The 22,181-nt window shown below is 59.9% G+C and carries 19 protein-coding genes; 15 read left to right on the forward strand and 4 right to left on the reverse strand.

Translation table 11 applies throughout. The annotated features are described in order from the left end of the window. The first annotated feature begins 105 nt into the window (after positions 1–105). From BBF93_RS05055 to BBF93_RS05095, 9 genes are all read left to right on the forward strand, one after another. Positions 106–834: a FadR/GntR family transcriptional regulator gene (locus BBF93_RS05055; RefSeq protein ID WP_114105205.1), complete on the forward strand. Its 729-nt coding sequence runs from the start codon at positions 106–108 to the stop codon at positions 832–834. 22 nt (positions 835–856) lie between these two features. After that, positions 857–2,083: an alpha/beta fold hydrolase gene (locus tag BBF93_RS05060; protein WP_114105206.1), complete on the forward strand. Its 1,227-nt coding sequence runs from the start codon at positions 857–859 to the stop codon at positions 2,081–2,083. Between the two features lie 112 nt (positions 2,084–2,195). Further along, the gene (locus BBF93_RS05065) at positions 2,196–3,392 is read left to right on the forward strand and encodes a thiolase (RefSeq protein ID WP_114105207.1); all 1,197 of its coding nucleotides are present in this window, start codon (positions 2,196–2,198) and stop codon (positions 3,390–3,392) included. Next, a complete protein-coding gene (locus BBF93_RS05070) occupies positions 3,392–3,832 on the forward strand; it encodes a Zn-ribbon domain-containing OB-fold protein (RefSeq protein WP_114105208.1) in 441 nt (146 codons plus the stop codon). Before BBF93_RS05065 ends, BBF93_RS05070 begins: the two co-directional genes overlap by 1 nt. Before the next feature lie 3 nt (positions 3,833–3,835). After that, a complete protein-coding gene (locus tag BBF93_RS05075) occupies positions 3,836–5,392 on the forward strand; it encodes an AMP-binding protein (RefSeq protein WP_114105209.1) in 1,557 nt (518 codons plus the stop codon). 45 nt (positions 5,393–5,437) lie between these two features. Further along, positions 5,438–6,739, forward strand: coding sequence for a phenylacetate--CoA ligase family protein (locus tag BBF93_RS05080; protein ID WP_114105210.1), 1,302 nt, complete (start codon positions 5,438–5,440; stop codon positions 6,737–6,739). Between the two features lie 104 nt (positions 6,740–6,843). Further along, complete coding sequence (locus tag BBF93_RS05085) at positions 6,844–7,410, forward strand: hypothetical protein (RefSeq protein WP_233349278.1); 567 nt, start codon at positions 6,844–6,846, stop codon at positions 7,408–7,410. Positions 7,411–7,694: 284 nt separating this feature from the next. After that, positions 7,695–8,516, forward strand: coding sequence for a tyrosine-protein phosphatase (locus tag BBF93_RS05090; RefSeq protein WP_114105212.1), 822 nt, complete (start codon positions 7,695–7,697; stop codon positions 8,514–8,516). A gap of 588 nt (positions 8,517–9,104) precedes the next feature. Beyond that, complete coding sequence (locus tag BBF93_RS05095; protein WP_114105213.1) at positions 9,105–9,854, forward strand: hypothetical protein; 750 nt, start codon at positions 9,105–9,107, stop codon at positions 9,852–9,854. A gap of 350 nt (positions 9,855–10,204) precedes the next feature. Here the strand turns inward: BBF93_RS05095 and BBF93_RS05100 are convergent, their stop codons facing one another. Next, on the reverse strand, positions 10,205–10,543 hold the full coding sequence (locus tag BBF93_RS05100; protein ID WP_035598571.1) for a PilZ domain-containing protein: 339 nt from the start codon (positions 10,541–10,543) through the stop codon (positions 10,205–10,207). A gap of 214 nt (positions 10,544–10,757) precedes the next feature. Between BBF93_RS05100 and BBF93_RS05105 the strand changes: the two genes are divergently transcribed. Both BBF93_RS05105 and leuD read left to right on the forward strand, forming a co-directional pair. Beyond that, positions 10,758–12,149 (forward strand): 3-isopropylmalate dehydratase large subunit, encoded by a 1,392-nt coding sequence (locus BBF93_RS05105; RefSeq protein ID WP_114105214.1) that lies wholly within the window; start codon positions 10,758–10,760, stop codon positions 12,147–12,149. After that, positions 12,149–12,772 (forward strand): 3-isopropylmalate dehydratase small subunit, encoded by a 624-nt coding sequence (gene leuD, locus BBF93_RS05110; RefSeq protein WP_035598564.1) that lies wholly within the window; start codon positions 12,149–12,151, stop codon positions 12,770–12,772. The genes BBF93_RS05105 and leuD overlap by 1 nt, the downstream gene beginning before the upstream one ends. A 2-nt stretch (positions 12,773–12,774) precedes the next feature. Here the strand turns inward: leuD and BBF93_RS05115 are convergent, their stop codons facing one another. Next, the gene (locus BBF93_RS05115; RefSeq protein ID WP_114105215.1) at positions 12,775–13,962 is read right to left on the reverse strand and encodes a CaiB/BaiF CoA-transferase family protein; all 1,188 of its coding nucleotides are present in this window, start codon (positions 13,960–13,962) and stop codon (positions 12,775–12,777) included. Between the two features lie 112 nt (positions 13,963–14,074). Between BBF93_RS05115 and BBF93_RS05120 the strand changes: the two genes are divergently transcribed. Genes BBF93_RS05120 through BBF93_RS05130 form a run of 3 tightly spaced genes read left to right on the forward strand, consistent with a single transcriptional unit; the run spans position 14,075 to position 17,440 of the window. After that, a complete protein-coding gene (locus BBF93_RS05120; protein ID WP_114105216.1) occupies positions 14,075–15,025 on the forward strand; it encodes a hydroxymethylglutaryl-CoA lyase in 951 nt (316 codons plus the stop codon). A 15-nt stretch (positions 15,026–15,040) separates the two neighbouring features. Continuing rightward, entirely contained in the window at positions 15,041–16,489 is a 1,449-nt protein-coding gene (locus BBF93_RS05125; RefSeq protein WP_114105217.1) for a sodium/proline symporter, read from the forward strand. Positions 16,490–16,537: 48 nt separating this feature from the next. Further along, positions 16,538–17,440: a DUF1838 family protein gene (locus BBF93_RS05130; RefSeq protein WP_035598555.1), complete on the forward strand. Its 903-nt coding sequence runs from the start codon at positions 16,538–16,540 to the stop codon at positions 17,438–17,440. Positions 17,441–17,526: 86 nt separating this feature from the next. Here BBF93_RS05130 and BBF93_RS05135 read toward each other — a convergent pair whose 3' ends face one another. Further along, positions 17,527–18,033, reverse strand: coding sequence for a hypothetical protein (locus BBF93_RS05135; protein ID WP_035598552.1), 507 nt, complete (start codon positions 18,031–18,033; stop codon positions 17,527–17,529). A 183-nt stretch (positions 18,034–18,216) separates the two neighbouring features. Here BBF93_RS05135 and BBF93_RS05140 point away from each other — a divergent pair, with 183 nt between their 5' ends. Further along, a complete protein-coding gene (locus BBF93_RS05140; protein ID WP_162786421.1) occupies positions 18,217–20,673 on the forward strand; it encodes a TonB-dependent receptor in 2,457 nt (818 codons plus the stop codon). Positions 20,674–20,754: 81 nt separating this feature from the next. Here the strand turns inward: BBF93_RS05140 and BBF93_RS05145 are convergent, their stop codons facing one another. Further along, on the reverse strand, positions 20,755–22,167 hold the full coding sequence (locus tag BBF93_RS05145) for an FAD-dependent oxidoreductase (RefSeq protein WP_114105219.1): 1,413 nt from the start codon (positions 22,165–22,167) through the stop codon (positions 20,755–20,757). Between the last annotated feature and the right edge of the window lie 14 nt (positions 22,168–22,181).

Here is a 22,181-nt window from a genome sequence, read left to right on the forward strand (position 1 = left end):
ATCGATTGCCTCTAATAGGTAACTAATAAAACAGTATTCCGAGTTATACAACTATGTTGTTGACCCAATTCGTCTCAATAGGTATCTAAAAAGCTGGAGGCGGCCATGCCCTATGAAACCGATCTGCAAATTGGATCTGCCAGAAGCCGGGTCTCGGAAACGGCGAGGCGGCTGGCGGAACTGTCCCTTTCGGTTGCCGAAGGCGATCACATCGGGTCTGAGACAGAGCTGCTCACACAGCTTGGTGTGAGCCGGCCGACACTCCGGCAGGCGGCGAAGATCGTCGAGTCGGACAGGTTGATTGCCGTCAGAAAGGGGCAGGGCGGCGGCTTCTTTGCCACCCGGCCATCGGCGGCCGATGTCATCCGTGCGCCCGCACGCTTTCTTCGCCTGAATGGCGCAACCCTGGATCATGTTCATGCAGTTACGCGCCTGATCGCCGCAGAAGCAGCCGCACTTGCCGCGCAATGCAAGGATGAGGATAAAAGGACCGCCCTGAGCGAGCATCGGGACCTGGTTGCCGGCCTGCAGCCGGCAGACGATACGCCTGAAGAGCTCATTCAGACGGAAACAAGGCTTGCGCGGATTATTTCATCCATGAGCGGCAATCCGGCGATCGGTCTGTTCATGGAAATCGGCTACACATTCGGCCGGGAAGAACAGAATATCAGATTTTATCAGCAGGCAGATGACCGCGCACGGGCGCGCAGCCTTCAGATCCAGCTCTGCAATGCAATTCTCGAGGGAGACGCCGAGATTGCGCGCCTTCTCACAGCGCGCCGGACAGCGATGATCGTCGAATGGCTTTCGGAGCAATCGCGCGGCAAACAGTAAATTAAGGGGAGGGCAGACGCGCATGTCTGTGACGGAATTCCGCGGGTTTGCCGCTACCATACTTCGCGCGGAAATCAGCGGATCGCCTGAGGATCCGGCGGTGCTGCTGTTGCATGGGGGTGGCCAGACCCGGAGCGTCTGGCAGGACGCCGCCAGAGCGCTTGTGAAGGCAGGCCGGCAAGTCATCAATCTTGATCTGCGCGGCCACGGCGACAGCGACTGGCCGCAAGACGGGCGATATGATTTCGATGCCTATGTCGAAGACCTCAGATGTGTTCTTTCGCAGATGCCTGTCCGGCCCGTGATTGTCGCCGCGTCGCTTGGGGGCTGGATCGCGGCCGCTACTCTCGGCGAAGACGGCGGCCATCTCGCCGCCGGTCTGGTTCTCGCCGATGTACCGCCGGAGATCAATGCGCAGGCTGCCAGGAAGGTCAGCGATGCCCTGCGCAAACGCAGCACCAGATGCGAGCCTGGACAGCTCTGGGATCCCCGGTTCTTGGACGCCATGAACCTCGAAGCGGCCATCCGCCGTGTGGCGGCCGCAGCGCCGAACCTGAAAATCCCCGTACTGTTCGTGCGCGGTGCCCTGAGCGAGCTTACCGAGGCAGAAGCGGCAGGACGATATGTGAAGCAGATTGAAGGCGCCGAATTTGCGGAAATAAGGGATGCCGGACACATGGCGGCCTTTGACAGGTCGGACCTCTTCAATGCAACTCTTCTGGATTTTCTGGAACGCCGCGTTCCAAGGTATCTGCCGGATTATCGCGCCGGGTCAGATGCAAGGACACTGAGGGATGCCCTCGGTTGTTTTGCCACAGGGGTGACGGTGGTGACTGCGATGGACAAAGAGGGGCAGCCCGTCGGTCTGACAGCGAATTCGTTTACCTCGGTCTCCCTTGATCCGCCGCTGCTGCTGGTCTGCATCGCCAAGACATCCGGTAGTCTCAAGGCGATGGAAGGGGCCAAGCATTTTGGAGTGAATGTTCTCCACATAGGTCAGCAACCTATCTCCAACCGGTTTGCCAGACCCGGTACGGACCGCTTTTCTGAAACACCCTGGCAGCGGGGACAGCATGATGTGCCGCTCCTGTCCGGGGCGCTGGTCAATTTTGAATGCGTGCGCCACGCAGAGTATGACGGGGGAGACCATGTGATCCTCGTCGGCAGGGTCGAGCGCGCGCGGTACGAGCCAAGACGTGACCCGCTCCTCTATTTCAAGGGCAGATACAGGCGTCTCCATTTTGCCTGACCTGCGAAATAAGAGTGGCGGCGGGCAACTGGGTATAGACACGCCCACACACAAAGCCTTATACACCTAGTTATATATCTGGCGGAAAACCGCCGGGCTTGGGAGGACAGTTTTGGTCTGGATCAATCAGGACAAATGCGCGATCGCAGGCATCGGGGCGACGGACTATTATATCCGCGGCCAGAGCTTTCCGCGTACAATCAACGAGATGGTAGGCGAAGCGATCCTAAAAGCCTGTGACGATGCCGGGATCAGCGTTAAGCAGATTGATGGTTTTGCCTACTATTCCGGCGCTCAGATGGGTTATGGTGACAAGGCCGATACCGCGTCTCTTATGGAAATGCTGGGGATTGAGGAGGTCGGCTTCACTGCGGCGCTGACCAGTGGGGGCGGCGGCGCCGCTGGCGCCGTTGGGCTTGCGACAGCGGCCATTCAGAATGAGGACGCTAAATACGTCGTGACGGTCATGGCGCTCCAGCAATACCGCCAGCGCCTCGGTACCGTCTTTGGCGCCTCTGCCCCCAGCCCGGAAAACTCCTTTCTGCAGCCATCCGGCCTGGTCGGCCCCGGCCATCTGATGAGCGTGCTCGCGCGCAGGCACATGCACCTCTACGGAACCCGGCGGGAAGCCTTCGCGGAAGTTGTCATCAGCCAGCGACTTAACGCGATGAACCGGCCGCAGGCCGTGCGCAAAACCGAGCTGACGCTCGACGAATATTTTGCAAGCCCCATGCTTGCAGACCCGCTTTGCCGGCTCGACTTCTGCCTGGAGACAGATGGCGCCGTAGCCTGGATCACCACATCCACAGAGCGCGCGCGTGATCTCAGGCAGAAGCCGGTCCTCATTCATGCGGCCGCACACGGAGGATCACGCAACTGGGGGCGAGCCTTCGCCTGGATGGGCATGCCGGATCCTGATTTCGGATCCTCCGGGCACAAGCCAATAGGCGACCGGCTCTGGCAGCTCTCCGGCTTGCAGCCTGCTGATATAGACGTTGCGCTTATCTACGATCATTTCAGTCCGATGGTCGTCATGCAGCTGGAGGATTATGGCTTCTGTGCCAAGGGCGAAGGCGGTCCGTTTGTCGAAAGTGGCGCGATCCGCTTCAAGGGGGGCTCACTTCCCGTCAACCCGCATGGCGGGCAGCTCTCGGAAGCCTACATCATAGGCGCAACACATACGCGTGAGGCGGTCGAGCAGTTGCGCGGAAGCGCTATCAACCAGGTGAAGGATGCCGAGTTTGCATTGGTAACCGGCGGGCCGGCTTCCTTGCCTGTATCCGGTTGCATCCTGAGGAGGGATTCCTGATGAGTGGCATCACTTATGGCGACGCGAAGATCATTCCCGGGGACCACATCCAGATCACAACGGATACCTGGACCGAACCCTTCTGGCAGGCGGCAAAGGCGGAGCGGCTTACCGCGTGCCAATGCGGCGCCTGCGGACAGTTCAGGATGCCACCAACGGCGTTTTGTCCAAGTTGCCAGAGCCAGAAGGTCAACTGGCCAACCCTGCCGGGAACCGGCACCGTATTCAGTTTTGCCATCTGCAACAAATCTCCGTTTCCGGATGTTCCCGACTTTGTCTATGTCCCGGTCGTGGTTGATCTTGATGGCGCGCCCGGTGCCCGGCTGGTCTCGAACCTGGTCGGCATGCCCGCTGAGGACATAGTCATCGGGATGAAAGTACAGGTTGACTGGAACGACATCCGCGATGGCTGGAAATTGCCTATTTTCCGGAAAGCCTGATCCATGAAACAGCATACTGCGCTTAATCCTTATCTTGGAATTCACGCATATGGGCTCGGCGACCTGCTTCATCAGCATGCACGTGACCGCCCGGATATGACGGCCATCATCGAAGGCGATGTCTCCTTCAGCTTTCGCCAGCTCGATGAAAGGGTAAACCGGCTGGCCGCAGTCCTTCGCGCCAAAGGTGTACGCAAGGGCGACCGCATCCTCTGGCTGGGGCAGAACTCTTTCCGCGTGCTTGAGACGCTGCTGGCAAGTGCCCGTCTCGGCGCGATTGTCTGTCCGGCAAACTGGCGATGGTCGGCGAGCGAGATAGCCTTTGCACTCGATGACTTCGATCCGGCCATCATCTTCTGGCAGGAAAAGGAAATCGGCGCCATCAATCGGGAAGCCAGAAGCGCGTGGCGGCCTGACTCTAACTGGATATGCCATGACGGTTGCGACGGGGAAGCTGCTTATGAGGAACTCCTGGCCGCAGCCAACCCCGAATCGACATTCGATCCGGTCGAGCCGTCGACACCTCTGCTGGCCATCTACACTGCCGGTTTCAGTGGCCGGCCCGGCGCGGCGCTGCTGAGCCATGAATCCATCCTGCTGGTTTCCTGGCTTTCGACCATGGGGCAGAAGGTGGATGAGGGAAGTGGCTATCTTGTATCGGGGCCTATGTTCCATCTCGGCGTCCTGATGGGCGCCATGGCGACATTCCTTTGCGGTGGCCGCTGCGCCTTCGTGTCCCGTGTGGATGCAGAAGAAATGCTCGGCATGATTGACCGCTACAAGCTGACCCATGCCTTCATCGCGGCGCCGACCATCGCCCAGATGCGGACGCTCAACAAGGACGGGAAGTACGATGTTTCATCAATTTTTTCCGATCCTCAGATGTCTGACTATCGTATGCCGCTGGTCATGCCCGCTGATGCGCCCCAAATGAAGCATATGGGCGGATATGGCCAGACCGAGATCGGCGGGCTGGTCAATCTGCTCTGGTTTGGAGGATCGGGCGCAGGCCGCGCCTCACCTTTCATCCAGATCATGGTCGGTGATGAAGCCGGGCAGGAGAAACCGGTTGGGGAAACCGGAGAAATTCTGGCGCGCGGTCCTCTCGTGATGTGCGGTTATTGGAACCGGCCCGAGGAGAATGCGCGGCGTGTGGTCAATGGCTGGCACCGGACCAACGACCTCGGAAAACGCCTGCCGGATGGATCCCTGATTTTTGTGGGCCCGAAGACCACCATGATCAAGACCGGCATCGAAAACGTTTACCCCGCCGAGGTGGAGGCATGTCTCCGCCAGCATGAGGGGGTTGCCGATGTATGCGTGATCGGTGTGCCGGATCCGACCTGGGACCAGAACATCAAGGCTGTTATTGTCCGCAAGCCGGGCGGAGACCATGCGCCAGAAGCGTTCATAGAACATTGCCGGCGTCACCTTGCATCCTACAAAAAGCCCAAGACCGTCGTGTTTACCGATCAGATCCCGAGAAATGCGGCCGGGGCCATCGACCGGGAGGCCGTAGACGCAGCGTTTGGCGGGGGCGGCTATCCAAGTGCCGGATAAATAAATCGAATGCGCGTTCGAACGCGTGCCGCAACAGGAGGAAACATGAGTTACCCTGAATTTCTCGACCCGCTTGAGACTGCGTCCCGCGAATTTCTGAACGATCTTCAGGATAACGCCATTGGCGCGATATGCCGTCATGCGCAGGACTACGCGCCCCTCATCCGCCAGAAGTGTGCAGAAGCCGGAGTGGACGCGCGGGACATCAGTTCGATTAAGGCATTCAGAGAGATCTGGCCTTTCATCGATAAGGACGACATCCGTGTTTTCCGGGACACTCACAATGATGTCGGAGGCGGGACAAGTGTTACAATCCCGGGGCTGACGGTCTCGATGGGAACGACCTCGGGAACGACAGGTGATCCGACCCCGATTCCCAACAGCCGCCTGGGCGCTCCGGAAATCGGGTATTGCCGGGACCTCTGGGCAATCGGTATGCGCCCCGGAGACTATCATGTCCACATGATGTTCACGTATCGCGGCGGCCATCGCCGTCGTCTCTATAATGAACTTGGGGTCTCAGACATTTATCTGTCGATGCATCCGGCTGAACTTCCACGCCTCGTCGAGGCTTCTCTCCGGTTCCGCCCGACCGTCATGAACAATTTTGCCAGTCCGTTTCTTCACGCGATGGAGCAATACATCGAAAAGACCGGTATCGACCCGGTGGATGTCTTCAGCTCGTACAAAGGTGCAATCTTCGGCGGCGAGCCCCTGAGTGACCGCATGAAGGCGGTCGTCAAGTCATGGGGCCTTGAGCTTTATGAGACAACGAGCCTTGGGGATGTTGCTTCGACAACTGATTGCCGGATGCATAACGGCTTCCACGCCTATGAAGATCTTGCCTATATCGAAGCCATAGATCCCATCACAACAGCTCCGGTTGCGGACGGTGAGATTGGCGAGCTTGTGGTGACGACGCTCGTAGACCGCCTCTGCCCGCTCATCCGGTACCGCACGGGTGACCTGGTCGTCATTGACCGGAGACCCTGCGGCTGCGGGCGTGTTCATTCGCGCTTTAAGATACTGGGGCGCGCAACCGATCAGATCCTTGTCGAAGGCCGGTCCATCCTGCCCCGCGAGATCATGGGGATTGTGGAAAACCACTCAGAGACGCGCCACGGACTGTTTCAGATCATTCGACGGGAGCGAGAGATGCCAGAGCTCTCGATCCGTATCGGGTATGATCCCGAACGCCTGACGGGCAGCGCGAATGCATTGAAAGCACGGCTGCATGACGACATCTCCGAGCAGATTGGCGTACGGACCGTGATTGAGCTTGTTGAAGAGGCAGAGCTCCTGAAGCTTGGACCGCCTCATAAAATCCCAAGAGTGACGAAGAAGTAATCGCCATGACCTTAAATCCTGACATCGTTGGCTCCTATGTCGTTGGCACAAAGCGCGAATTCTATTCTGCCATGCGTACTGAACTCGATAGGTCCGGAACACGAATGGTCCGTACACTGCAGACGTTTGGGTTTGCGCCTCAGAGCTTTGTTCTGACCATCTCCTCGACCCCAGAAGTCATTCAGTTCGCACCGTTTGAAGCGGCCGTTCAGCAGCTTGGTCTCTTCGGGATCAATGCTGACGACAGCCCGTTCGACGCCGGCCGGGTTGAGTCCATCAGCCGGCAGTTTGATCCTGCCGGAATGATGGGCGTAAGCGCCCAGACACTGGAAGGACTACAAATGATTGGGCATGATCCTGAGACCGTTTTTCGCGGTCGGGTGATCTGGGCGCGCCCTGACGCGTGGAAGGCCGTAAGCAGGATGAAAGGCGTGACAGCACGCCGCTGTATCCTGATTGGTCCGGCGCTTGGTTTCGGATGCTCGCAGGGACAGGTTCACCTCGACCGCTGGGAATGGGACGTGCGATCTGAGCAGGGTGAATTGGTGCTTTCCAGCCGGTTGAACCGGTTCGAACCTTTGTCAGGTCTCAGGACGGGTGTCATGGGGGTTGTGTCTTCTATGGTCTGCTCCTGCGGAAATGCGGATACCGTGGTGGAAATCAACGACTGAAGACTGATCGCAATGATACATCTTGAAATGCGCGGCATATTCCAGTTCCCCGGTTTTCGGTTCATGCCAGTGGCTGCGCTCCATTGGTGAGTTCATTCCCTGTGTACCTGCGCTTGAACCGTTCATTGCGACCACTGCTGCCCAACAGGACCGCGCAGGCACCCAGCTGAGGAAAAAGGCCTCCAGAAATTCCGGGCTGTTCAGCTGAGATCTCGGGAACGTTTAGAGCGTCACTTATCGTTTCCGTGAACGTCCAACTTTGATCGAACGGGTACAAAGCCGCTATGTGGATAAGGACATTTAAACCTTATGTGGGGGGTGTTCCCAGCCGCGTTTTGAAACTGCAGGGGGGACAGAATTTTCGTGATATTGGTGGATATCCTACCGTCTGTGGAAAATCAGTCAGGCGGTATCGGATTTTCCGTTCCGCCGGGCTCCACAAACTGACGTTCTCTGATTATGGCAGAATCGATCGGCTTGATCTGAAGACCATTTTCGATCTGCGGACCCCGGAGGAACGTCGAGCTTTCCCTATAAACTGGGCGGGGACACCAGTCAGACAGACACGTGTTTCCTCGGCCGAAAGCGGCAATCTCGTCGCGATGGCCGCTGCATTTACCGATTCCGGCCTGCAAGCGGAAGCCGTAACCGCGGTTATGTTGAATCTTTACAGGAAGTTGCCCTACGAACAGGCTGAGACCTATTCCTCGGTATTGGAATGCATTTCTGAAGGAGAGCTTCCGCTACTTTTTCATTGCTCCGCCGGTAAAGACAGCACGGGTGTGTTGGCTGCAATCATTCTATCCATTCTGGGCGTCCCTGATCATCTCATTATCAACGACTACTCTCTGTCTGCTCGGATCGTAGACTACCGCAAGGAATTTGGACTTGACGATGATAAACCATCAACGGGGAAAGGTCAGGATATTCTGCGCGAATTGGCCGATGAGGTCGTAGCGCCGCTCCTGGCATCCCATCCTGACTATATTGAAGCTACATTGTCCGAGCTCAAGGCGCAGCATGGCACCATTGAGAAATTCGTAAACACAGTGTACGGTTTAAAAGAACCGCATATAAATGCCATACGCAGAATGCTTCTTGAATAATGAAGAGAGTCTGCGAATTCATGGCCGGAATTCAGGGGGCTGGGTCACTCGAGTGCCCAGCCATGGGTGAAGCTTCCCGAGTCCATTCTTAGGTTTCCGACAAACCCGCCGTGAGATAAATTTTCAGAATGATCGTTGCGAGCAATCGTCTAACCTGGCGGCCCGGGTAAGAGGCCTGAATCACTCGTAGCGATTTTTCGGCAATCGCTACAGGGAAGCAGATAACTGCAATCCAGCCCAGCTCGTCGTCCTGACGCCCCAGTCGCTTAAATTGTTATCAAGAATTCGAAGCTCCGAGAGCGCGCTGGTATACAATCTGAATACAAAGCGGGATACACCATAAGAGTTTTAGATGGTTGGTTCCCTGTAATATATCGATTTATTATATGATAGTGACGCGCGTCACTTGCGTCGACCCTAGTGGTGTAACCTGTTGAAATTTCTATCGTAATTTCTGCGTCCTCGCCGCATCGGCGGGTTCGACGCGACATTCGGGGCTCGAACCTGATCTAGTCCCCTCAGGCAGTTTCTGCTTGCCCCCGATATAGCGGTCATTGGAAAGTAAGCGCCTGACCGGGATCTGCTGTCATGCTCCACTCCATGCCCCTTGCCAATGATGAGCCAGCGCTTGCAGGCGCGCCGATGATCTGCGCCGCTCAGAAGCTGCTGGCGTTTCTGCTTGAGCACGGCACCATCGGGCTAACCCAAGGCAAGGCGTTCCAGCGCAGGTTCGTCCACTGGGCCGCGGCAGAGTTCGCCTGGCCGGGCTGGGAAAAAGAAAAGCTCTTTCTCGTCAACAAGGTGCTGAACGAATACGACTTCCCGCCGCTCGAGGCGCTGCACTTCGTGCTTCTAAAGCTGAAACTGATCCGGCACGAAAAGCTGACCTGCAGGCTTACAAAAGCGGGGAGGGCGATGGCGGGTTCGCCCGGCGATCTCTTTAATGAGATCGCGCCCTTCTACCTGTTCAAGGTTGATCACGCCGCTTGGTCGCGGATACCTGAACCACGGCTCGATAACTGGAGCCTTTACCTCAACCTGCTGCACGTCGAAGCGGCGCGCGGCGTGACTGGTGGCGCTCTGCGCGAAACACTCTTTGACCTGCCAGATCCGGCAGCAGCGTATGACCGGGTTCCTGGCATGATCTGGAACCAGGTCCTGCGGCCGCTCTGCTGGGTCGGCCTCCTAGAGGAGACCGCGACCAGTGAGCACGCGCATTTTGAAGACAGGCGATATGTCACCACGCCTCTCTGGGTGAAGGCTTTTGCGTATACACCCGCAGGTGCACAGCTCTCGGCCCTGGCAGCTCACCGGTTACGGCAGGATCATCCTGTTTAGGAGCGGACACCTACTGCGCCGCTCCGGTGCTGAGCGTCTTTGCGGCTCAGCCTGGCGGGAGGATGTTCGATTGGAAAGCCGGTTGAAAAATCTCAGGGGGCCGCGATTGGGTCGATGCTTCGAATCTGGATTCACGCTAGGAAAAAAAGAGACGAAAATCATCCTACGAAATTCCCTACAAATATCCCTACAAATCAAGAATAGCTTGCATTTAAAGCCTTGTAAAATATAGGTTTTAAATTTTCGATGGAGCGCTTCGCCCGCTCCAGACAGAAAACAGTCAGACATTGTTATTGAAACAGCGTGCCTTGCGGCGGCGCTGTCATGGCGTTTGTGCCGATGGGGAACGCTCAGCTCGTGAAGCGGATGGCGATGTCGTGGCCGTCCTGGCGGATGAATTCGGCGGGGGTGTTGATGCCGAGTTTGGCCGAGACGAAGAAGAACTTGCCCGGGATCATGACCTTGTTGCGGAACCGGATGCGCGCGCCGGTCTCTGAGATGTCTATGCAGACACCTTCTTCGCGGCCTTTCGGCTCCCACACCAGAACGCAGGGCGCCCAGGTGGACTGGCGGTCAGCCCTTGGGGCGCGCCGGATGAATTTGGCCTGATCGGCAGGCGCGTTGGTTCGCAGAGCGGCCGACAGGCGCTCCGCCGAGATCGGCGTACCAGGTTTTTTGCCGAACACCACGAGCGCGATCTGACCTCCTCAGAAAAAGCGAGTCGACTTCAAAATGTCTCAATTCGAGGCAGATGGAAACCCCGCCTACTGCCGCAGGGGCGTTGGAGAAATTGACCGGTTTCCGGCAATTTCGGGCCGCGACAATCGGCTTTGACAATAGCGCTCGCCAGATTGCATTTGCCGCATTATCTCAAAAGATATATCTATTGGTTTTGAGGATTTTGTGGCGACCTTATTCGACAAGCTGTGGGATCTGCACCGGGTGGGCGATGCGGGTGATGGGGAAGACCTGATCGCCATCGACCGGTTGCTGCTGCATGAGCGCACGGGCGGCGTCGCGCTGAAATCTCTGGCCGCCAATGGCCATCCGGTACTCGACCCGGCACGCGTCTTTTCGATCATGGATCATATCGTGTCGTTCCGGCATGGCCGTGGGCGGAATGAAGCGCGCAGCCCCGGCGGGGAGGCCTTCATTCTTGAAACACGCGAGATGGCGCAGAAAGCGGGCATCCACCTGATCGACACTGACAGTCCGGCGCAGGGCATCGTGCATGTGGTGGCGCCCGAGCTGGGCATTGCGCTGCCTGGCCTGACGCTGGTTTGCCCCGACAGCCATACCTGCAGCCTCGGCGCGCTGGGCGCGCTGGCCTGGGGCATCGGATCAAGCGATGCCGAACATGCGATGGCAACCGGCACGCTGCGCGCCGCAAAGCCCCGGCAGATGCATATCCGCGTTTCAGGCAACCTCGCCCCTGGCGTTTCGGCGAAGGACCTGGCGCTTTACATCATCGCCCGCTTTGGCGCCGATGGCGGCAAACGCTGCGCCATCGAATATTCGGGGGACGCGATCCGTGATCTGAGTATCGAGGGGCGCCTGACCCTCTGCAACATGGCGGTGGAGTTTGCCGCGTTCACGGCGCTGGTCGCGCCGGATGCAAAGACGCTGGATTATATTCGCGGGCGGGTGTTCGCGCCGTCTGCGGCACAGGAAGAGGCGGCGTTGGCGCATTGGGAAGAGCTGTGCACGGACCCCGGCGCAGTGTTTGACGAAGTGCTGGAGGTGGACGCCGGCAAGGTCCAGCCGCAGGTGAGCTGGGGCACCAGCCCGGAAGATACAACGGCGCTGCGGGAGGCCATTCCGGCCGACGCAAGCCCGCGGGCGCTTTCCTATATGGGGCTGAAGCCTGGGCAATCTGTCTACGGATTGCCAATCGGCGGGGCGTTTATCGGATCCTGCACCAATGGGCGTCTCAGCGACCTGAAGGCGGCGGCCGAAATTCTCAAAGGCCGGCGAATAGCGCCGGGTGTGCGCGCGGTGTGCGTGCCGGGGTCTCAGGCGGTGAGCCGGGAGGCTGAAGCGCTGGGCATCGACCGGATTTTCATCGAGGCGGGATTTGAGTGGGGCGCGCCGGGATGCGCGATGTGCTTCTATGCGGGCGGGGAAACCTTCCCACCGGGAACGCGGGTGATGTCGTCCACCAATCGCAATTTCGAAGGGCGGCAGGGGCCGGGCGTGCGCACGCATCTGGCCAGCCCAGCCGTGGTGGCTGCCTCGGCGGTTGCAGGCATGATCTGCGCGCCCTCTGACATTCTTGTAGCTGGAGGCGTTGCCTGATGCCGACACCATTCCGCCATCATCGCGGCGTGGCCGCTCCGTTGCCCGTCGATAATGTGGACACTGACCAGATCATTCCCTCGCGGGAGATGAAGACAGTCAGCCGCGACGGTCTTGGCGAGGGCTTGTTTGCGGGCTGGCGCTATACCGTTCCGGGCGGGCGCGAACCGGTGGGCGATTTCGTGCTCAACCGGCCGGAACAGGCGGGCACATCCATCCTGGTTTCCGGCACCAATTTCGGCTGCGGATCCTCGCGGGAACACGCCGTCTGGGCACTGATGGATTATGGCGTGCGCGCGGTGATCGCCAAATCCTTCGGCGAGATTTTTCACGGCAACTGTCTGCGCAACGGGATTCTGCCGGTGGCGCTGCCCGAGGGGGAGGTTGACCGGCTGCTGAAACTGGACGGCGGCGCCGAGATCGCGATTGATCTGGAGGCGCAGACGGTAACGGCAGCGGCATTGCCAGGCTGGACGGGGCGGTTTGAGATCGGGGCGTATGCCAAGCGGCTGCTGCTGGAGGGGCTTGATCCTATCGGGCTGACGCTGCTGCAGGCGCCGGCGATCCGGGCCTATCAGCAGGCAGATGCCGGAAGGCGCCCCTGGGTTTATACTGCGGGCTGACTTCAGCTGACCTGGATGAGGCCGCGGCTGACGAGATTTTCAATTTCTTCAGTCGTGTGACCGAGAGAGCCCAGCACCTCGACCGAATGCGCGCCGATGCGGGGCGGATCGAGCATCAGGCCGGGGCGGTCATCATCCAGCGTCAGCGGCAAGGCGGGGAGCGATACTTCGCCACCTTCGGGAAGCTGCATATTCAGCAGACTGCCGTTGGCGAGGAGGTGAGGGTCTTCCAGCAGGTCTTCCGGGCGCTGGATGGGCGCGAAAGGCAGGCCGATCTTTTCCAGCTTGTCCATCAAATCCTGCTTGGAATAGCCGGCGAACAGGGCGCGCAGGCGGGGCAGGATAAGGCCGCGGTGGGCAACGCGGTCATTGTTTCCGGCGAGGCTGGGATCGGTGGCCCAGTCATCCAGACCGAAGGCCTTGCAGAAAGATGTCCACTGACCATCGGAGACAACGCCGACAAAGACTTTCTCGTCGTCCTTTGCATCGAACACATCATACACGGCCCAGGCCGAGACACGCGCCGGCATGGGCGCGGCGGGCGAACCGGTGACGGCGTATTGGGCGATATGCTGGCCGACGAGGAAGACGGTGGTTTCAAAAAGGGAGGCTGTGACGTGCCGGCCCTTGCCGGTTGTCTGGCGCTCGTTGAGGGCGGCGAGGACGCCAATGGCGCCGAACATGCCGCCAGTGACATCAATGACGGAGGCGCCCGCGCGCAGCGGCTGGCCGGGAGGGCCTGTCATATAGGCAAGGCCGCCCATCATCTGGGCCACTTCATCCAGCGCTGTCCTGTGCGCATACGGACCGTCGAGGAAGCCTTTTTCCGAACAGTAGATAAGGCGCGGATTGCGCGCGGAGAGGGCGCTATAGCCAAAGCCGAGCGCTTCGAGGGCGCCGGGGCGGAAATTCTCGATGAAGACATCTGCCTGATCGGCCAGGGCGAGGGCAATGGCCTTGCCTTCCTCCGATTTCAGATCGATCGCGAGGCTTTTCTTGTTCCGGTTATACATCGGGAAATAGCCAGCGCCGGAGCCCTTGAGCTTACGCGTCTTGTCGCCGCCGATCGGCTCGACCTTGATCACTTCGGCGCCAAGATCCGCCAATACGAGACCGGCCGCCGGGCCCATCACCATATGAGTGAATTCAAGTACGCGCAGTCCATGCAGCGGCCCGCCGGTCTTGCTCATACCTGATACTCCCTGAACTTCCTGCCCGCGATGATTGCCATTACTTGCTCAAATGATATATCTTTTCAAGCGAGGGCATACATTCTTTGATATAACAATCAGGTGGAATTCGATGAGCAGCGTATTGATCAGCGAAGTTGGGCCGCGTGACGGCCTGCAGAACTGCAAGGCGATCATGCCCACAGCAGAGAAAAAGCGCTGGATTGCGGCGCTGGCTGAGGCGGGCGTGATGGAGATCGAGATTGGATCTTTCGTGTCGCCCAAGCTGCTGCCGCAGATGGCCGATACGGCGGAGGTGCTGGATTTCGCCGTGACAATTCCGGGGCTGACGGTGGCCGTGCTGGTGCCCAATCTCAAAGGCGCGCAGGCGGCGATTAAGGGCGGCGCGCACAAGATCACGCTGCCGATGTCTGTCTCGGAAACCCATTCGCTGCGCAATATCCGGCGCACGCATGCGCAGGTGATCGAGGAGGCACAGGCGATTGCCGACCTGGTGAAATCGCTGCCGGAGGGGACGCGGCCGCATTTTGAAGGATCGCTCTCCACGGCATTCGGCTGCACGCTGGAAGGGCCGGTGCCGGAGGCGACGATCCTGCGCTGCGCCGAGCAGCTGATGGCGGCGGGGTGCGATGAGGTAGGCCTGTCGGACACCACGGGCTATGGCGACCCGGCGTCTGTGAAACGGCTGATCCGGGCGGTGCGCGGGCTGGTGGGGGCGGAGAACCTCACGGGCGTCCACCTGCACAACACGCGCGGGCTGGGGCTGGCCAATGCGCTGGCTGCCTATGAGGAAGGCATCACGACGTTTGACGGCTCGCTGGGCGGGCTGGGCGGGTGCCCGACGGCGCCCGGCGCCAGCGGCAATGTTGTAACCGAAGACATGGTGTTCATGTTCGAGGCGATGGGCATTTCGACCGGCATTGACCTGCGCAAGCTGATGGCGACGCGCGAGATTGTGGCAGCGGCGCTGCCGGGGGAGGAGCTTTACGGCTTCACCCCGAAGGCGGGCCTGCCACTGGGCTTCATGGGCGAGCCGGTGCCTGCGCCTGCAACGGTGAGCTAAGGGGAGCAGGGCGGGGTGCGGGCAAATCTTCCGGCGTTAATCACGCTGATCGGGTATGCGTTGCTGCTTGTGGGCGTGAGCTTTTGGGCGGCGCGGCAGGTACGCTCGGAGGCGAGCTCTTTCCTTCTGGGCGGGCGGTCGCTGGGGCCGCTGGTTTCCGGGCTGGCCTATGCGGCGTCGAGTTCGAGCGCCTGGGTGCTGCTGGGCTATTCGGGGTTTGTGTACAGCACGGGCCCCTCTGCGCTGTGGATGATCCCAGGCATTCTGCTGGGCTACGGCGCGGTGTGGCTGTTTGCCGGGCCTGTGCTGCAGGCTGCGAGCCGGGACAAGGACCAGCTGACGCTGACCGCCTTCCTGACGGAGACAGCCGGGCCGCGGGTGACGCGGGTGATCCAGATTTCGGCGACGCTGATGATCGCCTTCTGCTTTTCCTACTATATCGCCTCGCAGTTTCAGGGCGCGGGCGTGGCCTTTGATGACCTCTTCGGCATCGGTATGACCGGGGGCATCCTTCTGGGCGCTGTGATCATTCTGGCCTACACCTTTGCGGGCGGCTTCCTTGCGGTGTCGGTGATCAATACCGTGCAGGGCGTGGTCATGATGCTGGTGGCGATTCTGCTGCCGGTGCTGGCTTTCAGTGCGGCGGGTGGGGCGGGCGGTATTGCGAGCGCGCTGGACGATGCGCCGGCCGGTTACCTCTCCCCTTTCGGCGGACGGGCGGGCTGGGTTGCGGCAGGATTTGTTCTGGGCATGACGGCGACGGGGTTTGGCGCGCTGGGCCAGCCGCATCTGATCAGCTGGATCATGGCGGCGCGCGATTCCAGGGCGCGGGTGATGGGCGCGGGCGTCGCCATTGGTTGGGGCGCGGTGGTCTATGCCGGCATGGCGATTCTCGGGCTTTCGGGGCGAGCCCTGTTTGGCGCCGACACACCGGCTGAAGGCATCTTCTTCAAACTGGCCGGAGACCTGCTGCCCGGCATCCTTTCCGGGATTGTCGCGGCGGCGATCCTTTCGGCGATCATGTCGACCGTGGACAGCCAGCTTCTGGTGGCGAGCGGGGCAATCAGCCATGATCTGGGGGCGGCCCGCCTCATGGGCGGGCGAACAGTTCTGGCGACGCGCCTTGCCATGCTGGCCGTGAGCGTGGTCGCGGTGGGGCTGACGCTGGCGCTGCCCGCAACGATCTTTGACCGGACCCTTTTTGCATGGTCGGCCCTCGGCGCGAGTTTCGGGCCGGTGGTGGTCTTGCGCGCCTTTGGCAGGCGGCCGGGCGGGCCAGAGGTACTGGCTTCGATCCTGGCAGGATTTGCGACCTCGCTCGCTTACGAGTTCTTCCTGGATTCCGGACCGGGCGCCGTCTGGGCACGCACAGTGCCCTGGCTTGCGGCAGTCGCGGCGCTGATGCTGGTCAGAATTGTTGCAGGGCAGCACAAAGAGACGCTTGGCGCCTCTGCCAAGTTGTGAGATGCAAAAGATATAACTATAAAAGATATATCCTTATGGGGGCCCAGAATGCTGTTTGCTCGTCACATCGCGCTGGCTGTTGCCGCAGTGATGGTTTCCGCCTGCGCGTCTCTGAGCGAGGCGCAGGGGCCTAAGCTCAATCCGTCGAACCCGGCAGACGCCCTGACGCTGATGCGCAAGGTGCATTGCTCGACAGTGGACAATGAGCCGGCCATCTTCTGGTGGGAGGGGGAGACCTTCTCGCGCCGGCAGGGAGAGAAGGACATCCACCTCTTCGACGTTGAGGGCTATAATATCCGCGCCTGTGCGGCGATTACCAACGAGGCGGGCCTGAAGGGCTACCAGCTCGTGTCGCGTGAAATCCTTCTGTACAAGGATAAGGATACGGGGGAAGTTCTCAAGACCTGGGCCAACCCCTGGACAGGCGAAGATGTGGAAGTGCTTCATGTCGCCAACGACCCGGTGAACTGGAAAGTCTACGAGACCGGACGTGATGGGCAGCCTGTAAACTGGGGCGGCGAGGTGAGCGGACCGTTCTGGTGGCTGCGCTCGACCATTCCGCTCTGGTATCCCAATCCGCTGGCCGGGGACTACCAGAAAGAGATTGGCGGAACTTATCACGCTACGGAGCTTTTCAATTTCTTCGGAAATGCCGGGGAATTGCTCGACCCGAAGACGAAAACAGCTTCGGCGACCGTTGCCTGGACGCGCGTGGCCGACTGGTTGCCCTGGATGATGATGAATGGCCGGGAAGGCGTGATGTATATTCACACCTCTGGCCGCAAGGTCGCCAGCTATGACGAGATTTCCGACACGATGAAAGCGGAGATCGCGGCGCACTATCCCGAGTATGCAAGCCCGCCGCCTGAAGGTGATCCGCGTGCGAACATGACGAGCTGGACTTACTTCAAAGGGATCAGGGATGGATCGATCAAGAAGCCAGATCGGTAACTCTCTGATTTAAATGAGAAAATCATAACGAAAAAGGCCGGAGCGATGCTCCGGCCTGGTCTGTTTTCTTTTGATCTCTAATCAGATCAGAAGGTTTTTCCATCATAGGATTTCCAGTCGGCGCTGATGAACTTTTCGTCGATCAGTGTACGCTGGAAAAGGCGGTCTTTCTTGAACCACTGCCAGGTGCGCGAGCGAGACTGGCCATCATCGGAAAGCTGGATCATCTCGTAGAGATAAAGGTCTGGTTCGCCTGTGCGGGTCCAGTTGAGCATGGTGGTGCGCTTGAAATCATCAAGGGGAACATCGCTGGCCCAGCCATTGATCAGTTCATTGTCCCAGGCGATACGCCCGTTGACGATGTTTGCAGGGAAGTCCCTGATTTCACTGCGGCCGTCCGCCCACCGATAGAAATTTGTCTGGTGATAGGCCGGGCCGGTTTCCGGGAAACGGCAGAGCAGGCGGGAGGCGTGCTCATCGGTCTTGTTACCCTCGGCGTCATAGTAACGATAGACACCTTCCCACACGCCTTCATGGCGCGCGAGCAGGGGCATGATCTTTTTCAGTTCTGTGGAGGTGATGGAGTCGGTCATGGCTGCCTCATTTCTGCTCTGACTGTGCCTCGAATGTCACGCGTGTGTCAAAATAATCTCGTCTGCCCACGGAAAAGAGCTTGCCAAGCATATAAACGCGACTGATCATGAATGGTATATCATTTGGCGTCACTGTCGAGACGTGGTGTCGCGCGCAGAATGACGCAGCGGGGAGTACCTGACATGAAGAAGACAGTATTGTTGGCTGGTGCCGCCGCTTTGGCGATGTCAGTTCAAGCCTTTCCGGGTTATGCCCAGGAGGCCTCGGAGGAGACCGAGCTGAAGCAGGACGTCATTGTCGTCAGTGCGCGCAAGAAGGATGAGGGCCTTCTCGAAGCGCCGGTGGCCGTCAGCGCCTTCAGCGAACAAGCCATCGAAAACCTGCAGCTGGAATCGGTCGATGATATCGCCCGGTTCACGCCCGGTCTTTCGTTCAGCAAGGCGTTTGGCCGGTCCACCGAGCGCCCTGTCATCCGGGGTCAGTCCAACGTTCTGGCCGGCGTGCAATTCGGCGTGGAATCGGGCACGGCCTACTTCATTGATGGCATCTATTATTCCGGCTCGATCCAGAACCTTGATCCCAATGACCTGCAGCGAGTGGAGGTGATCAAGGGACCGCAATCGGCGCTTTACGGCCGCAACACCTATGCCGGCGCGATCAACTTCATCACCAAGGGCGGCACGGAAACTTTCGAAGGCACGGGCAAGGCCCGTATCGGCAGCAACAATACGAAGGAGTTTTCCGCATCCATCTCCGGGCCGCTGTTCAAGGGGCTGACCGGACGGCTGAGCTTCCGTGACTATGAGTATGGCGGCGAATACACCAACGCGGTGACCAACGAGACCGTTGGCCAGGAATCGACGACCAGCATTGCCGGTGTGCTCGACTGGGAACCGATTTCCAATTTCGACACGCGCCTGCGGGTCAGCTTCACGGAGGACCGTGACGGCGTGCTGCCGCTGTTCCTGCAGTCGGCTGCTGAAAACAACTGCATGCCGGGCTACAGATCGCTGGCCTACTGGTCGCGTTCGGGCAGCACCAACAACAACCAGTATTATTGCGGCGTCATCAAGCCCGGACAGGTGGCGGTGAACTCAAGTTCAGATGCGGACGGGATACCGAATGTTATTCCCGGCGCGCCGCTGACGGCAACCTTTCCCTTCATGGCCGCTACTTACGGCCTGGGTGACGGGACAGCATTCGATGGCATCTTGCGCGACATGTGGGTAGCCAACTCGGTGTCGAACTATCGCTTTGGCGACACTGGCTGGGAACTCAGCCTGCTGGCTGGCTATTCGAAAGAGCACAACAAGCAGGGCTATGACTCGGATCACTCGCCGGTGAACTTCTTCCTGTCCGGTCCGACGCTGGAGCCGTTCTTTGCAAACACCACACGCAAGGACATTGAGGATTACAGCATCGAGGCGCAGCTCGCCACGCCGCAGGACCAGCGCCTGCGCGGCATGCTGGGGGTCTATATGTATGACCAGATCCTCTATGAGGGCGATATCACCTTCGCCGATCCTTCCGGCCGGGCGGCTGATACCGGCAAGCGTACCGTGCGCAACGAAGCCGTCTTCGGTCTTGTCGAGTTCGACTTCACCGATCGTCTGACAGCGACGCTCGAAGGGCGGTATGCGGAGGAAACCAAAACGGATCGCACCTCCACGGTGACACCGGAGGTTTCCTACAGCAAATTCACGCCGCGCCTGACGGTCGATTATGATCTGACCAATGGCGGTACGGTCTATGCCGTACTAGCACAGGGCGTGAAGCCGGGTGGTATCAACGGCGCAATCGGCGAAGCGGTCGGCATGCCGACCTACAAGCAGGAAGAGTCCGACAATATCGAACTCGGCATCAAGACGCCGCTCCCGGATATGGGCGTGGGCAACTGGAACCTGTCTCTGGCCGGGTATTATACCGAAGCCACCAACGTACAGCTGACCTCCGCTGTGGCGGCGACCTCCGGGGCGATCAACTCCATCGCCACCAACCAGGGTGCAGGTGAAATCAAGGGTATCGAAGTTGATCTCAATGGCTATGTGAATGACATTGTCAGCGGCGGTTTCACTTATGCCTGGACCGATGCGAAGTTCACCGAGGGCTGTGATGCTGATGAGTGGATCATGTCGTCGGGTGGTGGCAACTTCACGAGCCCATCGACCCAGAGCGGCGTTGACTTCACGTCTCTCTTCCCTGGGTCGGGGCCTGCTTCCTGCTCGATCGCGGGCCGCACATTCCCTCTGACATCGGAGCATCAGGCAAGCGTGTTCGTGCGTCTTGATTTCCGCGATGCGGGTCCGTTCGGCTCTGACTTCTTCATCTCCAGTGACCTGACCTACGAAAGCTCTAAATTCGTGCAGATCCACAACACGGCCGAGACAGGCGACGCCACTCTGCTGGGAGCGCGTTTCGGATTTGAGACCGACAAGTGGACGCTCGCGGCTTATGGCCAGAACATCACCGATGAGGACTCCATCGTGGTGGCAACGCGCTGGCTGCAAGGGCCTTATTTCTCCACGGGCTTCAGCTCGAATACTGCGCCCACGACCGCTTCTCGTGGCGCGCCGCGTGCATTCTTCGGCTCGCTTCGCCGCGGGCCGCAGTTTGGCGCGGAGCTGCGTGTCCGCTTCTGATCGGACATACAGCCAACTCTGGCGGCGCCGGACTCCCGTCCCGGCGCCGCTTTTTTCTGTGTGCAGATGTTACCATGAGGACTAGAGCTGCGCAGCTTCCAGGATTGCATAGGCGGCGCGTTCGCCTGTTTCCAGTGCGCCTTCCATGCCCGTGTGCAGGAAGGAGAGATGCTCCCCGGCAAAGTGCAGCCGCCCGGAAGGCTCGGTGATGCCGGTGGCCCAGGCGCCAATCTGGCCCGGCGCCCAGTGCATGTAGGCCCCGCCCGAGCGAGGTTGGGTCTCATCCCAGCGCACAACCTTGATGCCGCGCGTGCCGGTGCCGCGCAGGCGGGCGAATTCGGCATCGGCAATGGCGAACCAGTCTTCATCCGTGCGGCCGGGATCAGCGCCCTGGCCGTTGATCCAGCAGGTGAGGCTTGCCACTTCGCCTGCCTCGTCGAAGTTTGCGAAGACACGTTCGATGGGACCATCAGTCCACATTTCGATGGGCAGGCCGTCGGCCTCCCAGTAGCGCGCCTCGGGCTCGACATGGATCTGATGGATACGGGTATAGGGCAGGGCACTGATCGCCGCGCGGCGCTCGGCGGAAAAGGTATCTGTTTCCGAAAGCGTCAGATCCAGCCGGCGCAGGGCGGGGAAAGGCAGGGAGCAGATTGCGAAGGGGGCCGTGTAGATCGTGCCACCGGCAGTCACTTCGACATGGGTGCCACGCTCGGCAATTGCTTCGGCGGGTGTTACCAGGCGCAGCGTACCTTCGGCCAGACTGGCCGCCAGCGCCCCTGTAAAGCGGGAGGAACCGCCGGCAATGCGGTCTGACGGGCCAAGGGCGGCATCTTCGGCATAGAGTGTCAGGGTGCGCCAGACATTGGCGATGGAATAGGTGGCAAGGCTGTTGCCGTTCAGGGAACTGTCGATCAGCGCGCGCGAGGCCTCGTCAAAGCCGAGCCCGGCGAGGAAATCGCCGGCGGGAATATCGCTGGCGGGGGCAATTTCCCGCCAGGCGTAATTGTCTGCAAACGGATTGCTCCGTCCGGCGGCGACCAGCAAGGCAGCTGATGGCGTGAGCGGGCGAAAGGGGCCGGGGAAAGGGTTTTCCGGCGCTGTGGCCCAATCGCTCGCCGCCATGACGCGGCCAGCTGCAGCGACTGCGGCGTCGCGCGGACGGGGCGGATAGGGAACGACCGGCACGCCCAGGTCCAGCGCGGTCTTGCGCATCCTGGCATAGGTCTGGCCGACCTGCTGGCCGCCACCTTCCGGCATTCCCGGCACATCATCGAGCGTCAGGATGCGTCCACCGGGCCGCGTATCCGCCTCCAGGATCAGCACCTTCATGCCGGCCGCCTCCAGCATTCGCGCCGCATAAAGTCCGGAGAGCCCGGCGCCCAGAATGATGACATCGGCAGCGTCCCGGCGCCCTTTCGCGGGCACAGGTGCACAGGCTGACAGCAAAGCTGCGCCTGACAGGAGTGCAAATTTCCGGCGTGACATAGGCATATTGTGATTTCCTC

Source organism: Hyphomonas sp. CACIAM 19H1, assembly GCF_003325995.1.
Classification (GTDB): domain Bacteria; phylum Pseudomonadota; class Alphaproteobacteria; order Caulobacterales; family Hyphomonadaceae; genus Hyphomonas; species Hyphomonas polymorpha.

Bases quoted from the DNA above. Each gene is read 5' to 3' on its own strand.
- BBF93_RS05115 (WP_114105215.1), bottom strand. From the start codon at position 13,962: ATGAGCAAGACCGGCGGGCCGCTGCATGGACTGCGCGTACTTGAATTC.
- BBF93_RS05140 (WP_162786421.1), top strand. From the start codon at position 18,217: ATGAAGAAGACAGTATTGTTGGCTGGTGCCGCCGCTTTGGCGATGTCA.
- BBF93_RS05130 (WP_035598555.1), top strand. From the start codon at position 16,538: ATGCTGTTTGCTCGTCACATCGCGCTGGCTGTTGCCGCAGTGATGGTT.
- BBF93_RS05145 (WP_114105219.1), bottom strand. From the start codon at position 22,167: ATGCCTATGTCACGCCGGAAATTTGCACTCCTGTCAGGCGCAGCTTTG.
- BBF93_RS05080 (WP_114105210.1), top strand. From the start codon at position 5,438: ATGAGTTACCCTGAATTTCTCGACCCGCTTGAGACTGCGTCCCGCGAA.
- BBF93_RS05090 (WP_114105212.1), top strand. From the start codon at position 7,695: ATGTGGATAAGGACATTTAAACCTTATGTGGGGGGTGTTCCCAGCCGC.
- BBF93_RS05060 (WP_114105206.1), top strand. From the start codon at position 857: ATGTCTGTGACGGAATTCCGCGGGTTTGCCGCTACCATACTTCGCGCG.
- leuD (WP_035598564.1), top strand. From the start codon at position 12,149: ATGCCGACACCATTCCGCCATCATCGCGGCGTGGCCGCTCCGTTGCCC.
- BBF93_RS05135 (WP_035598552.1), bottom strand. From the start codon at position 18,033: ATGACCGACTCCATCACCTCCACAGAACTGAAAAAGATCATGCCCCTG.
- BBF93_RS05070 (WP_114105208.1), top strand. From the start codon at position 3,392: ATGAGTGGCATCACTTATGGCGACGCGAAGATCATTCCCGGGGACCAC.
- BBF93_RS05075 (WP_114105209.1), top strand. From the start codon at position 3,836: ATGAAACAGCATACTGCGCTTAATCCTTATCTTGGAATTCACGCATAT.
- BBF93_RS05120 (WP_114105216.1), top strand. From the start codon at position 14,075: ATGAGCAGCGTATTGATCAGCGAAGTTGGGCCGCGTGACGGCCTGCAG.
- BBF93_RS05095 (WP_114105213.1), top strand. From the start codon at position 9,105: ATGCTCCACTCCATGCCCCTTGCCAATGATGAGCCAGCGCTTGCAGGC.
- BBF93_RS05085 (WP_233349278.1), top strand. From the start codon at position 6,844: ATGGTCCGTACACTGCAGACGTTTGGGTTTGCGCCTCAGAGCTTTGTT.
- BBF93_RS05055 (WP_114105205.1), top strand. From the start codon at position 106: ATGCCCTATGAAACCGATCTGCAAATTGGATCTGCCAGAAGCCGGGTC.